The sequence below is a fragment of the Variovorax boronicumulans genome (assembly GCF_019352895.1).
GTDB lineage: Bacteria > Pseudomonadota > Gammaproteobacteria > Burkholderiales > Burkholderiaceae_C > Variovorax > Variovorax boronicumulans_A.
In genome coordinates, this window is record NZ_JAAAFX010000004.1 from 439664 (window position 1) to 453787 (window position 14124).

Annotated in this window: 12 protein-coding genes; 7 read left to right on the plus strand and 5 right to left on the minus strand. The window is 66.7% G+C overall.

The features are described from left to right. Positions 1–38: 38 nt before the first annotated feature. From K0H49_RS03780 to pncB, 3 genes are read right to left on the minus strand one after another with little or no spacing between them, the layout of a single operon-like run. Positions 39–1034 (minus strand): 2-hydroxyacid dehydrogenase, encoded by a 996-nt coding sequence (locus K0H49_RS03780; RefSeq protein WP_219209795.1) that lies wholly within the window; start codon positions 1032–1034, stop codon positions 39–41. Between the two features lie 20 nt (positions 1035–1054). Next, on the minus strand, positions 1055–2449 hold the full coding sequence (locus tag K0H49_RS03785; protein ID WP_374122347.1) for a sodium:proton antiporter: 1395 nt from the start codon (positions 2447–2449) through the stop codon (positions 1055–1057). A 38-nt stretch (positions 2450–2487) separates the two neighbouring features. Further along, positions 2488–3699 (minus strand): nicotinate phosphoribosyltransferase, encoded by a 1212-nt coding sequence (gene pncB, locus K0H49_RS03790; RefSeq protein ID WP_219209796.1) that lies wholly within the window; start codon positions 3697–3699, stop codon positions 2488–2490. A gap of 200 nt (positions 3700–3899) precedes the next feature. Between pncB and K0H49_RS03795 the strand changes: the two genes are divergently transcribed. Both K0H49_RS03795 and K0H49_RS03800 read left to right on the plus strand, forming a co-directional pair. Next, positions 3900–4133 (plus strand): CsbD family protein, encoded by a 234-nt coding sequence (locus K0H49_RS03795; protein WP_183023963.1) that lies wholly within the window; start codon positions 3900–3902, stop codon positions 4131–4133. Positions 4134–4188: 55 nt separating this feature from the next. Next, on the plus strand, positions 4189–4593 hold the full coding sequence (locus tag K0H49_RS03800; RefSeq protein ID WP_219209797.1) for a hypothetical protein: 405 nt from the start codon (positions 4189–4191) through the stop codon (positions 4591–4593). Positions 4594–4643: 50 nt separating this feature from the next. Here K0H49_RS03800 and K0H49_RS03805 read toward each other — a convergent pair whose 3' ends face one another. Next, complete coding sequence (locus K0H49_RS03805; protein ID WP_219209798.1) at positions 4644–5138, minus strand: acyl-CoA thioesterase; 495 nt, start codon at positions 5136–5138, stop codon at positions 4644–4646. 222 nt (positions 5139–5360) lie between these two features. Between K0H49_RS03805 and K0H49_RS03810 the strand changes: the two genes are divergently transcribed. Beyond that, entirely contained in the window at positions 5361–5915 is a 555-nt protein-coding gene (locus K0H49_RS03810) for a phasin family protein (protein WP_219209799.1), read from the plus strand. A gap of 143 nt (positions 5916–6058) precedes the next feature. Then, positions 6059–6817, plus strand: a complete 759-nt coding sequence (locus tag K0H49_RS03815; protein WP_219209800.1) for a 3-hydroxyacyl-CoA dehydrogenase — start codon at positions 6059–6061, stop codon at positions 6815–6817. Positions 6818–6984: 167 nt separating this feature from the next. On the opposite strand, the gene K0H49_RS03820 is transcribed toward K0H49_RS03815, so the two are convergent. Next, complete coding sequence (locus K0H49_RS03820; protein WP_219209801.1) at positions 6985–7863, minus strand: YihY/virulence factor BrkB family protein; 879 nt, start codon at positions 7861–7863, stop codon at positions 6985–6987. An 89-nt stretch (positions 7864–7952) separates the two neighbouring features. Between K0H49_RS03820 and dnaG the strand changes: the two genes are divergently transcribed. From dnaG to K0H49_RS03835, 3 genes are all read left to right on the plus strand, one after another. Beyond that, positions 7953–10019, plus strand: coding sequence for a DNA primase (dnaG, locus tag K0H49_RS03825; RefSeq protein WP_219209802.1), 2067 nt, complete (start codon positions 7953–7955; stop codon positions 10017–10019). A gap of 348 nt (positions 10020–10367) precedes the next feature. Further along, positions 10368–12719, plus strand: coding sequence for an RNA polymerase sigma factor RpoD (rpoD, locus tag K0H49_RS03830; RefSeq protein ID WP_219209803.1), 2352 nt, complete (start codon positions 10368–10370; stop codon positions 12717–12719). A 162-nt stretch (positions 12720–12881) separates the two neighbouring features. Then, entirely contained in the window at positions 12882–14114 is a 1233-nt protein-coding gene (locus K0H49_RS03835; RefSeq protein ID WP_219209804.1) for a multidrug effflux MFS transporter, read from the plus strand. Positions 14115–14124: the final 10 nt, after the last annotated feature.

The following is a 14124-nucleotide window of genomic DNA, read 5'->3' on the forward strand; positions in this document are numbered from 1 at the left end:
AGTCCGGTTTCGGCAGTCGGCACGTGGGGGTGCCTCGCTTACTTGCTGGCGGCGATGGCGGGCGCGACGGGAACGATCGGCGTCAGCGGCCCCTTGCCGCCCAGGAAGGAGATCAGGTTGTCGGCGGCCAGGTTGGCCATGGCCAGGCGCGTGGGGATGGTCGCGCTCGCGATGTGCGGCGTGAGCACCACGTTGGGCACGGTGAGCAGGTCGGGGTGCACCGAGGGCTCGCCCTCGAACACGTCCAGGCCGGCGGCCGAGATGGTGCGTTCGCGCAGCGCCGCGGCCAGCGCGGCGTCGTCCACGATGCCACCGCGCGCGATGTTGATCAGCGTGGCGGTGGGCTTCATCTGGCGCAGTTCGGCGGCGCCGATCGCATGGTGCGAGGACGGCGAATAGGGCAGCACCAGCACCAGGTGGTCGGCCGACTTGAGCAGCTCTTCCTTGCTCACGTAGTCGGCCTTGAGTTCGGCCTCGATGCCGGCGTCGAGCCGCGAGCGGTTGTGATAGATCACCTTCATGCCGAAGCCCAGCGCCCCGCGCCGCGCGATGCCCTGGCCGATGCGGCCCATGCCCAGGATGCCCAGCGTGCTGCCGTGCACGTCGGAGCCGGCGAACATGTCGTAGCGCCAGGTCTTCCACTCGCCGCGGCGCAGGAAATGCTCGCTCTCGGTCACGCGGCGCGCGGTGGCCATCAGCAGCGCGAAGCCGAAGTCGGCGGTGGTCTCGGTCAGCACGTCGGGCGCGTTGGTGGCCATCACGCCGTGGCGCGTCATGGCCTCGATGTCGAAGTTGTTGTAGCCCACCGCCATGTTGGCGCAGATCTTGAGTTCGGGGCAGCCGGCCAGCACCGCCGCATCGATCTTGACGCCGCCGGTGGTGAACGCGCCCTGCTTGCCCTGCAGCCGACGCACCAGTTCCTCGCCCTGCCATTCGACATCGTCCGTGTTGGCCTCCACCTCGAAGTGGAGCTTGAGCTTCTCGAGGATCTCGGGGAACACGGCGCGGGTGACGAGGATATGGGGCTTGAGCATCGGTCGGGACTCCTGGAAGGTCAGCGGAAGAAAATGAAGGTGACGAGGACGAACAGCGGCAGCAGGCACACGCCCGACCACGCCATGTAGCCGAAGAAGCTCGGCATGCGCACGCCGCGGTCTTCGGCGATGGCCTTGACCATCAGGTTGGGCGCGTTGCCGATGTAGGTGTTGGCGCCCATGAACACCGCACCGGCGGACACCGCCGCCAGCGTGCTGGCGTAGGTGGTCATCAAGGCCACCGGGTCGCCACCGGCGGTGTTGAAGAACACCAGGTAGGTCGGTGCGTTGTCCAGGAAGGAACTCAGTGCGCCCGTGGCCCAGAAGTACATCGCCGGATCGGGCTGGCCGTCGGCGCGCGTGACGGCGGCCACCACCGCGCCGAAAGGCCCGTTCGCGCCGGCCTTGAGCATCGCGATCACCGGCACGATGGTCAGGAAGATGCCGGCGAAGAGCTTGGCCACTTCGGCCATCGGCGCCCAGCCGAACTGGTTGGCGGCATGCACCGCGCGCGGCGTGATCCTGAGCGACAGCAGCGTCAGCGCCACCAGCCCGGCATCGCGCAGCAGCCCGGGCAGACCGACCGGCGTGCCGTAGACGTCGAAAGCAACGGGCGATTTCCAGGTGCCGCTCATGAGCACCAGCGCGACCACGCCGCCGAGCAGCCAGAAGTTGACCGCGCCGTCGAAGCCGATGCGCCGCGTGTCCGGGGTGGGGTCGACCGGCAGCACGCCTTCCTTGCGGTAGAAGTGGCGGTCGATCAGCCAGAACATCGCCAGCAGCACCGCGGTCACGAACAGCGTCTCGGGCAGGATGTTGCGCGCCGTCCAGAAGAAGTCGACGCCCTTGAGGAAGCCCAGGAACAGCGGCGGATCGCCCAGCGGCGTGAGCGAGCCGCCGATGTTGGACACGATGAAGATGAAGAACACCACCACGTGTGCGCGCTGCGCGCGGTTGTCGTTGGCGCGGATCAGCGGACGGATCAGCAGCATCGATGCGCCGGTGGTGCCCATGAAGCTCGCCAGCACCGCGCCGAGCGCGAGGATCGCGACGTTGAGGCCGGGCGCGCCCCGCAGGTTGCCGCGGATGTGGATGCCGCCGGCCACCGTATAGAGCGCGGTGAGCAGCAGGATGAAGGGCACGTACTCGGCCAGCAGCGCGTGCACGAACTCGGCGCCGGCCACGGGCAGGCCGAACACCAGGCCGAAGGGGACCAGGAAGGCCAGCGCCCAGCCGGCCGTGACCTTGCCGTAGTGGTGATGCCAGAAGGCCGGGACCAGCAGCGGCATCAGCGCGATCGACAGCAGCATGGCGGCGAAGGGAAGACCCCACCAGGCCGACAGCTGGCCGCCGTCGAAGGTGGCCGCCTGCGCCAGCGCGGGGCACAGCAGCAGCAGAAGCAGCGCCGGCAGCACCGCGCGCCGAGCGGTCGGCGCGCCGAGAACGCCGCGGCTCACGCGGCGGGCTGCGCGATCTCGAAGACCTGGCGCAGGTAGGCCAGGTACTTCTCGTCTTCGCACATGTTCTTGGAGGGTGTGTCGGACAGCTTGGCGACCGGCTGGTCGTTGCAGCGGATCATCTTGATCACGATCTGCAGCGGCTCGTAGCCCAGGTCGTTGGTCAGGTTGGTGCCGATGCCGAAGGCCAGCTGGCAGCGGCCGCGGAACTGCCGGTACAGCTCGATGGTGCGCGGCACCGTCAGGCCGTCGCTGAAGATCAGCGTCTTGGTCAGCGGATCGACCCGGTTGGCGATGTAGTGCGCCAGCATGCGCTCGCCCCACTGGAACGGGTCGCCGCTGTCGTGGCGCGCGCCATCGAAGAGCTTGCAGAAGTACAGGTCGAAGTCGCGCAGGAAGGCGTTCATGCCGTAGACGTCGGACAACGCGATGCCCAGGTCGCCGCGGTACTCGCGGGCCCACGACTCAAAGCCGAAGATCTGGCTGTCGCGCAGCCGCGGGCCCAGCGCCTGGCAGGCCTGCAGGTACTCGTGGGCCATGGTGCCCAGCGGAATCAGGCCGAGCTTCATGGCGTAGAGCACGTTGCTGGTGCCGGCGAGTTGCGGCAGCTGAACGCCGCGCTGTACGGGCGTGGTGACCGCGCCGAGCCGCGTGTTGAGCGTGCGCAGCACCTCTTCGTGCCAGGACTTGGAGAAGCGGCGGCGGGTGCCGTAGTCGGCGATCTTCAGGTCCGACAGGCCATCGGCCTGAAGCTGCCCGATCTTGGTCTCGAGCCGGCGCCGGCCCTCGGCGACATCGGCCTGGGGCTGGGTGTTGCGGAAGTAGACCTCGTTGACGATGGCCAGCACCGGGATCTCGAACAGGATCGTGTGCAGCCAGGGGCCCTTGATGCTGATGTCGAGCTCGCCGTTGGGCAGCGGCGTGATGTCGATGTACTTCTCGTTGAGCCGGAACAGCCCGAGGAAGTCGACGAAGTCGCTCTTGATGAAGCGCATCGAGCGCAGGTAGGACAGTTCGGCGTCCTTGAACTGCAGTGAACAGAGGCCCCGTATCTCCTCGCGGATCTCGCTGGCGTAGCGCGCCAGGTCGACGCCGGGGTTGCGGCACTTGAAGCGGTACTCGACGCGCGCCCCCGGGAAGTGGTGCAGCACGACCTGCATCATCGTGAACTTGTAGAGGTCGGTGTCCAGCAGGCTGTGAATGATCATGGTTCGGCGCGCTTGTCTCGGTGTCGTATCGGCGTGCGCTCGATTATCACGGTCCCCGTCGGCTTGTGCCTACGGTTGCATCCCCGGGCGTCCTACCAGAGGGGGAATGGGGCTGCTTCTACAGTGACTTCACGCCGGCCAAACAGCTCCACCACACGGCAGAGCGGCCATCGATTCATCTGACTCTGAAGGAGACCGACATGAACAAGGACACCATCGAAGGCAACTGGAAGCAGCTCAAGGGCAAGGTCAAGGAGCAATGGGGCAAGCTGACCGACGACGACTTCGACGTCATCGCCGGCAAGCGCGACCAGCTCCTGGGCCGCATCCAGGAACGCCATGGCATCAGCCGCGACGAAGCCGAACAGCAGGTCAAGGCCTGGGAATCGGCCGACGGTCGCACGCCCAGCGCGCTCTGGTTCGAGAAGTACTGAGCCCCTCCCCTTTCCCCTCTCCAAAAACCCACCCAAAACTCAACAGAGAACTCTCATGAAAAAACATCTGCTCATGCTCGCCATCGCTTCGACCTGCTTCATCGGCGTGCAGGCCAGCGCCCTGACCAAGGACGAATACAAGGTCGCCAAGGAAAAGATCGAGGCCGACTACAAGGTCGCCAAGGCGCAGTGCGACACGATGAAGGACAACGCCAAGGATGTCTGCCAGAAGGAAGCCGAAGGCACCGAGAAGGTCGCCAAGGCCGATCTGGAACAGCAGTACAAGCCCAGCGATGCCCATGCACGCAAGGTCGCCGAAGAAAAGGTCGCGATGGCCTACAACGTCGCCAAGGAAAAGTGCGACGACCAGACCGGTGATGCCAAGAGCGCTTGCGTGAAGCAGGCCAAGGCCGACGAAGCCAAGGGCAAGGCCGACATCAAGGCCATGAAGAAGATGTGATCGTCGTCCCCTGACGAATCGATGCGGCGCCTTCGGGCGCCGTTCGTCCGTCAGGCTCTGCGCACTTGCAGCGACTCGACCACCTGGCGCAAGGCGTCGGGCAAGGGCACCGGCCGCTGCGTGGCGCGATCGACATACACATGCACGAAATGCCCTTGGGCAGCCGCCTCGGCGGCGCCCTCCGCGAACAGGCCGATCTCGTAGCGGACGCTCGAACCGCCGGCATGCGCCACCCGGATGCCGGCTTCCACGGTCTGGGGGAAGGCCAGCGGCGCGAAATAGTTGCAATGGGTCTCCACCACGAAGCCGATCGTCCGGCCCTGGTGGATGTCCAGTGCACCGCGCTCGATGAGCAGTGCATTGACCGCCGTGTCGAACCAGCTGTAGTAGACGACGTTGTTCACGTGCCCGTACATGTCGTTGTCGGCCCACCGCGTGGAGATGCTGCGAAAGGCGCTGTAGCTGTCGCGCCGCTCCGGGCGGGCGCGGGGCAATGGGGGAGACGGAGGGGACGAAGGGGACGAAGGGGACGAAGGGGACGTCATGGCGCGGCATTCTGCCAGCCCGGCGCCAGCGCCACCCGCCCTGCGCCGGCTCAAGCTCGCACGGTTTTAGACAGTGCCTCCTAAACAGCGGCAACGCGCGCCCAAACCCTTGCTTGCGGCGTGCATCTCCCTATACTTGAGGCCATGCTGCACCGCAACATAGACGAGACAGGCGCAGCGCAAACGTGATCCATTCCATCCACCATTTCTGGAGCTAACACCATGGCACTGACCGCTGACCAAATCCTCGCCGCCCAAAAAGCCAACCTCGAAACCCTGTTCGGCCTGACCTCCAAGGCCTTCGAAGGCGTCGAGAAGCTCGTCGAACTGAACGTGACCGCTTCCAAGGCCGCCCTGAGCGAAGCCGCCAACACCACGCAAGCGGTGCTGAGCGTCAAGGACGCCCAGGAACTGCTGGCCCTGCAGGCCAGCCTGTTCCAGCCGCTGGCCGAGAAGACCGCGGCCTACAGCCGTCACCTGTATGACATCGCCCAAGGCGCCGGCAGCGAATTCGGCAAGGCTTTCGAAGCCAAGGCCGCTGAAGCCCAGCAGTCCTTCGTCGGCCTGGTCGACAGCGCCGCCAAGAACGCACCGGCCGGTTCGGAAACCGCCGTCGCCGTGATGAAGAGCGCCGTCGCTGCCGCGAACAACGCCTTCGAATCGGTTCAGAAGGCCGTCAAGCAAGCCTCGGACGTGGCTGAAGCCAACTTCAACGCGGTGTCCGCCACCGCCGTGAACGCTGCCAAGACCACCACCGCTGCTTCGCGCAAGCGCTGAGCCCTCCTGCAAGTTGTCTCCGGGTCCTCCGTGGGCCCTTTCAAGGCCTCGTCTCGCGACGAGGCCTTTTTTCATGGGCGCGCACTTTGCCCCCTGCCGCGCGCGTCTTCGATAATCCCCGCTCTACATCAGGAGATACGAACATGCAGATCGAAGGCAAGGTTTTCATCGTCACGGGCGCGGCCTCGGGGCTGGGCGAGGGCACGGCGCGGATGCTGGCGGCCCAGGGCGCCAAGGTGGTGGTGGCCGACATGCAGGCCGACAAGGGCGAGGCCGTGGCCCGCGAGATCGGTGGCGTGTTCGTGCGCTGCGACGTGACGCAGGAAGCCGACGGCCAGGCCGCCGTCGCCGCCGCCCTGAAGCTGGGCAAGCTGGTCGGCCTGGTCAACTGCGCCGGCATCGCGATCGGCGAGAAGACCGTCGGCAAGAACGGCCCGCACGCGCTGGCCGCCTTCAGCAAGACGGTGACCATCAACCTGATCGGCAGCTTCAACATGATCCGCCTGGCCGCCGACGCCATGGCCAAGAACGAGCCCGAAGCCACGGGCGAACGCGGCGTGCTGATCTCGACCGCCTCGGTCGCGGCCTACGACGGCCAGATCGGCCAGGCCGCCTACGCCGCCTCCAAGGGTGGCGTGGTGGGCATGACGCTGCCGATCGCACGCGACCTGGCGCGCAGCGGCATCCGCAACATGACCATCGCCCCCGGCATCTTCGGCACCCCGATGCTGTTCGGCATGCCCCAGGAAGTGCAGGACGCGCTGGCCGCCAACGTGCCCTTCCCGTCGCGCCTGGGCACGCCGGAGGACTACGCCAAGCTGGCGAAGCACATCATCGAGAACGAGATGCTCAATGGCGAGGTGATCCGGCTGGACGGCGCGATCCGTCTCGCGCCGAAGTAATCGGCCCCCCCGAGGGCGGCGGCCCGGCAAAGCCGGTTCCGCAGTCGCACTTGGCTCTCCCCCGAGGGCTCGCGCACTGCGTGTCGCTTCGCCTTCCCCCTTCCGGGGGCGACACCGGCGGCCCGGCAAAGCCGGTTCCGCGGTGTCCCTGGCCTTTCGCCTGCGCGTCAGGCCGTGGCCTGCCTGGCCTCCAGCCGCTCGTACTGTGCGATGACCTGGGCGCCGAACAGCACCAGCGTGGCGGCGATTTCCAGGCTCAGCAGGACCACGATGGCGGTGGTGAGCGAGCCGTAGACCACGCTGACCTGCGACAGCGTCGAGAAATACCAGACCAGCACGCGCCGCGTGATCTCCCAGAGCAGCGTGGCGGTCACGCCACCCAGCAGGGCGTGGCGCAGCGACAGGTGGCCGACGGGCATCACCAGGTAGAGCGAGGTCAGCATGAAGATCTCGCCCGCCAGCCCCAGAAGGTAGAGCAGCACACCCGACACGCCCGACAGCGACCAGCTGTAGCCGAACAGGTCGACGCTCTCCTGGCCGATCAGCTGCAGCGCACCCGACACCAGCGTCACCAGCAGCAGGCCCACGCACAGGAACAGGATGTAGAGGTAGGGCATCACCGCCGACACCAGGAAGTGCCGTGAACGCTCGGCCTTGCGGTGGTGGAAGATGTTCGCCATCGCGCTCTCGAGCACGGTGAAGGCCAGCGAACTGAAGAAGATCATGGTCACCAGCAGCACCGGCCCGAGCACGTCGCGGTGGGCCAGGAAATTGCGCAGCTCGTCGACCACCGCACGCGACTGGCCGGGCAGCAGCCATTCCAGGTAGCGGCCCACGGTCGCCAGCAGCTCGGCCTGCTCGATCACGTGCGAGAGCGCGATCACGCTGAGGATCAGCAGCGGCACCATCGACAGCAGCGCGTAATAGGCCACGGCGCCGGCCAGCAGCAGGCCCTGGTTGGCCTTGAAGCTCTTGAGGGCCGACCACAGGAAGCGCAACGGATGCTGGAGCAGCGGCGTGAGGTGGGCGAGGCGAAGGCTGGGCATGGAATGAGCGGGGTGTCGGATGCAGTATGCCGGCATGCCCGCGCGCACCGTGTCAGCCGCTTGCGTATGATTTGCCGCTCCGCGCCACCATGACCATCCCCGCATCTTTCATCCAGGAACTCATCGCGCGCGCCGACGTGGTGGAAATCGTCGGGCGCTATGTGCCCCTCAAGAAGGCCGGCGCCAATTTCATGGGGCTGTGCCCCTTCCACGGCGAGAAGTCGCCCTCGTTCTCGGTCAGCCCGACCAAGCAGTTCTATCACTGCTTCGGTTGCGGCGTGCACGGCAATGCCATCGGTTTCCTCATGGAACATGCGGGCATGGGCTTCGTGGAAGCGGTGCACGACCTGGCCGGCCAGTATGGCCTGCAGGTGCCCGAGGACGATGCCTCGCCCGAGGAGCGCGCCCGCGCCGCCAACCAGCGGCAGAAGCAGGCCACGCTGACCGACGTGCTCGAGAAGGCCGGCGAGGCCTACCGCAAGCAGCTGCGGCAGGCGCCCGGCGCCATCGAGTACCTCAAGGGCCGCGGCGTCTCGGGCGAGGTCGCCAAGCAGTTCGGCATCGGCTACGCTCCGCCGGGCTGGCGCACGCTGGCCGGCGTGTTCCCCGAGTACGACAACCCCCTGCTGGCCGAAAGCGGGCTGGTGATCGTGGGCGAAGACGGCGAGGACAAGCGCTACGACCGCTTCCGCGACCGCGTGATGTTCCCGATCCGCAACGTCAAGGGCGAATGCATCGGCTTCGGCGGCCGCGTGCTGGGCGACGAGAAGCCCAAGTACCTCAACTCGCCCGAGACCCCTGTCTTCAGCAAGGGCCGCGAGCTCTACGGCCTGTACGAGGCGCGCGCCGCCTTCCGCGACCGCGGCTACGCGCTGGTCACCGAAGGCTACATGGACGTGGTGGCGCTGGCGCAGCTGGGCTTCCCGAACGCCGTCGCCACGCTGGGCACGGCCTGCACCACCGAGCATGTGCAGAAGCTGTTCCGCTTCACCGATTCGGTGGTCTTCAGCTTCGACGGCGACGCCGCGGGCCGGCGCGCGGCCCGCAAGGCGCTCGACGGCGCCCTGCCCTATGCCACCGACGTGCGCAGCGTCAAGTTCCTGTTCCTGCCGGCCGAGCACGACCCCGACAGCTTCATCCGCGAGCACGGCGCCGAGGCCTTCGCCCGCTTCGTGAGCGAGGCCACGCCGCTGAGCCGCTTCATGATCGAGGCCGCGCGCGAAGGCTGCGACCTGGGCAGCGCCGAAGGGCGCGCCCACATGACGGCCAACGCCCGCCCGCTCTGGAGCGCCATGCCCGACGGCGCCCTGAAGCGGCAGCTGCTGGGCGAGATCGCCGAGCTGGTGCAGCTGGGCGCCGCGGACATCGAGGCGCTGTGGTCCGCCGCAGCCCCGGCGCGCGGCGGCGCCCGCCGCGACGCACCCCGCGAGGCCTCGCGCGACGCGCCGCCGGACTATCTCGACTACCCCGACGCTTCGGACTACCAGGGCTACCAGGGCAACCCGAGCCCCCCGGCAGCAGGCGCCCCGCGCTACGAGGACGACGGCACGCCCATCAACGCAGGCTGGGGCAACCGCAAGGACCGCGTCAGCTGGGGTAGCAAAGGCGGCAAGGGAAAGGGCAAGGGCGGCGACTGGCGCAGTGCGCGCGGCAGCTTCGGTTCCACCGACGGTTCCGCGACGCGGCCGCGCCTGCGCCCACCGGGCCGGGCCGACGTGGCCGCCCGGCTGCTGCTGTCGAACATGCACGAATGGGAAGCCCAGTCGCACGAACTGCACGAGCTGCTGTGCGCGCTGCCGGGCGAGCACGGCCAGCTGTTCACCTGGCTCGACGGCCAGATGCACGAGCATGGCGTCCAGCCCTGGGCCGCACTGCGCGAAGGCCTGCGCGGCCAGCCCTTCGAGGCCATGGTCGAACGCCTCATGACCGGCCCGGACGGCGGCCCTGTCGCGGACCCCGAGGGCGAGCAGGCGGCCGATGCGGCCAAGGAACTGCGCAACGTGCTCGACTTCATGCTCGACGACCTGCTCAAGGCGCGCCAGAGCGAGGCGATCGCCGCCGTGGGCAGCGATCCGCAGGCGCTCGAGCGCTACAAGGCGCTCGAGACGCGGCGCCTGGAACTGCGCCACCGCCTGAAGCCTTCGGTGCCCGGCTAGCCCCCGGAATTGGCGGGTCCCAGGGTAAGCAAGCACTTGAAAAGGGGCTTGGCGCTATAATGTAAGGCTTCGCCTCGCGGCGAATGAAGCAAGAGCGACAGCAACACCTCCGGGCCGGCCCCACGCGCAACGCACTTCCCAAAGGGAAACGGGCCAATACACCGCAAGGATTGCATACCAAATGTTCGCCCTACATCTTGCTTCTTGAGAGGACTTCGGTTCGCTCGCACGCAGAGCTTCGCGCCCTCGTGTCGACGTGACTCGCTTCCTCGTGACTTGTGTCCGTGCCCGCGCCGGGTCAGTGGCGCCTGTGATTCCGCTTGTTTCATTCTTGTCCTACGAGGTTGTATGCCCAGTTCAAAGAAGCCTGCCGTGTCCGTTGCCAAGAAACCCGCCGGGGCCAAACCGTTGAAAGCGACAGCATCGCCTGCACCTGCAAAGAAGAGTGCCACCGCGTCCAAGGCGACTGCCGCAACGAAAGTGAAACCCGTGCCCACGAAAACGACTCCTGCCGACCCGACCAAGACCGCCGCCGCCAAGGCCGCCGCCCCCGCCACCGCCAAGAAGGTCGGTCGTCCCCCCAAAGCCGCTGGCGCTGCCACGCCTGCCACCGGCGCCAAGCGCGGCCGCAAGCCCAAGGCCGGCGCCGACGCCGGTGAGATCGAAGAGGACTTCTCCGACGTCGAAGCCGAGTTCGCCGAGGAAGAGACCCCCGCCGCCAGCACCGAGACGGCCACCGTCGAGAAGGTCAAGCCGCTGCGCATGAAGATCAGCAAGGCGAAGGAACGCGCCTTGATGAAGGAATTCGGCCTGGACGAAACCGTCCTGTCCGAAGAGGACATGGCCAAGCGCCGCTCGCGCCTCAAGACCCTGATTACGCTGGGCAAGACCCGCGGCTACCTGACGCAGGGTGAAATCTCCGACCACTTGCCCGACAAGCTGGTCGATGCCGAGACCATGGAAGTCGTGGTCACGATGCTCAACGACATGGGCGTGGCCGTGTACGAGCAGACGCCGGATGCCGAGACGCTGTTCCAGAACAACGTCGCGCCGACCGCCGCCACCGTCGAGGAAGCCGAAGAAGAAGCCGAAGCCGCGCTGTCCACCGTGGACAGCGAGTTCGGCCGCACCACCGACCCGGTCCGCATGTACATGCGCGAAATGGGCACGGTCGAGCTGCTGACGCGCGAAGGCGAAATCGAGATCGCCAAGCGCATCGAAGGCGGCCTGATGGCCATGATGGAGGCGATCTCCGCATCGCCCGCGACCATCGCAGCGATCCTGGAAATGGCCGCCACCATCCGTGACGGCAAGGTCGTGATCTCGACCATCGTCGACGGCTTCTCGAACCCCAACGAGGCCGATGACTATGTGGCCGAAGAAGACTTCGATGAATTCGACGAGGAAGACGACGACGACGGCAAGGGCGGCTCCAAGGCGCTGACCAAGAAGCTGGAAGAGCTCAAGCGCGACGCGCTCGAGCGCTTCGACCGCATCGCCGGCATGTTCGAGAAGATCCACAAGATCTACGAGAAGGAAGGCTACGGCACGCCGGCCTACGACAAGGCACAGCAAGCCATGTCCGACGAGCTGATGACCATCCGCTTCACGGCCAAGACCATCGAGAAGCTGTGCGATCTGGTGCGCACGCAGGTCGACGACGTGCGCAAGAAGGAACGCGAACTGCGCCGCATCATCGTGGACAAGTGCGGCTTCCCGCAGGACGACTTCATCCGCGACTTCAGCGGCTACGACAAGAACGGCAACCGCATCGCGTCGAACCTGCTGAACCAGAAGTGGGTCGAGAAGCAGGCCGCCGCCGGCAAGCCCTGGAGCACGGTGCTCGCGCGCAATATCCCGCCGGTGCAGGAGCTGCAGCAGAAGCTCGCCGACATCCAGTCGAGCGTGGTGGTGCCGCTGACCCAGCTCAAGGACATCAACAAGCGCATGAACGACGGCGAACGCTCGTCGCGCGATGCCAAGAAGGAAATGATCGAGGCCAACCTGCGCCTCGTGATCTCCATCGCCAAGAAGTACACCAACCGCGGCCTGCAGTTCCTGGACCTGATCCAGGAAGGCAACATCGGCCTGATGAAGGCGGTCGACAAGTTCGAATACCGTCGTGGCTACAAGTTCTCGACCTATGCGACGTGGTGGATTCGCCAGGCCATCACGCGCTCGATCGCCGACCAGGCCCGCACCATCCGGATCCCGGTGCACATGATCGAGACGATCAACAAGATGAACCGCATCTCGCGCCAGCATCTGCAGGAGTTCGGCTTCGAGCCCGACGCCGGCATCCTGGCCGCGAAGATGGAGATCCCGGAAGACAAGATCCGCAAGATCATGAAGATCGCGAAAGAGCCGATCTCCATGGAAACGCCGATCGGCGACGACGACGATTCGCACCTGGGCGACTTCATCGAGGACAGCAGCAACACGGCCCCCATCGAGGCCGCGATGCAGGCCGGCCTGCGCGACGTGGTCAAGGACATCCTCGACTCGCTGACGCCGCGCGAAGCCAAGGTGCTGCGCATGCGTTTCGGCATCGAGATGTCGACCGACCACACGCTGGAAGAAGTCGGCAAGCAGTTCGACGTGACGCGTGAACGCATCCGCCAGATCGAGGCCAAGGCGCTGCGCAAGCTCAAGCACCCGTCGCGTTCGGACAAGCTGCGCTCGTTCATCGATACACTTTGAGCTCGCCCCCAGGCTTCGCGCACTTCGTGTCGCTTCTCCCACCCCCTACCGGGGGCAACACCTGCGGCCCGGCGAAGCCGGTTCCGCGGTGTTTCTGGTAAATACTATGAGCGCCTTCGGGCGCTCTTTTTCTTTCTGCTCGACCAGCCCGGAATCGCCTGCATGAATCCCGACGCTCAAACCCTTTGGAAAGCGCCCCGCTGGGCCCTCGCGGTGCTGCTGGCCGTGCTCGGCATGCTGGGCCCGTTCTCGATCGACACCTACATCCCGGCGTTCTCCGGCATCGCGCGCTCGATCGGCGCCACGCCGGTCGAGATGCAGCAGACGCTCTCGGCCTACCTGTTCGGCTTCGCCTTCATGAACCTGTTCCACGGCGCGCTGTCGGACAGCTTCGGCCGCCGTCCGGTGGTGCTGTGGGGCTTGGCGGTGTTCACCATCGCCTCGCTGGGTTGCGCGTTGTCGCAGACCATCGGCCAGCTGGTGCTGTTCCGGGCGCTGCAGGGCCTGTCGACCGGCGCGGGCATCGTGGTGTCGCGCGCGGTGATCCGCGACATGTTCCCGCCGGCCGAGGCGCAGAAGGTGATGGCGCAGGTCACGATCTACTTCGGCGTGGCGCCGGCCATCGCACCCATCGTCGGCGGCTTCCTGTTCGTGCATGCGGGCTGGCACAGCATCTTCTGGTTCCTGGTGGGCGTCGGCGTGGTGCTGTTCGTGGCCAACTGGAAGCTGCTGCCCGAGACGCTGCACCCCACGCATCGCCAGCCCTTCCATGCGCGCCACCTGATGCGCGGCTACTGGGACCTGTGCTCCGACCCGCGCTTCCTGCTGCTCGCGCTCGCGAGCGGCGTGCCCTTCAACGGCATGTTCCTCTACGTGCTGTCGGCGCCGGCCTTCCTCGGCGACCACCTGCACCTCGAACCGACCCAGTTCTTCTGGTTCTTCCTGATGTCCATCGGCGGCATCATGGCCGGCGCCTGGGCCAGCGGCCGCATGGCCGGCAAGGTGCCGCCCAAGCGGCAGATCCGCGACGGCTTCCTGATCATGCTCGTGACCTCGCTGGTCAACGTGGCCGCCAACGCGCTGTTCGCGCCGCATCCGGCCTGGGCCATGTGGCCGATCGGCTTCTTCGCCTTCGGCTGGGCGCTGATGGTGCCGGTCGTGACGCTGCTGGTGCTCGACCTGCACCCCGAGCGCCGCGGCATGGCGTCTTCATTGCAGGCGGTGATCGGCTCGACCGCCAACGGCCTGGTGGCCGGCGTGATCGCGCCGCTGGTGATGCATTCGACGCTGGCCCTGGCCGTGACCTCGATCCTGATGATGGGGATCGGGCTGGTGGCGTGGGTGTGGCTGCACCGCAAGTGGCCTGAAATCGGGCGCAAGGTGGCTGAGTACTAGCTCCCCCCGA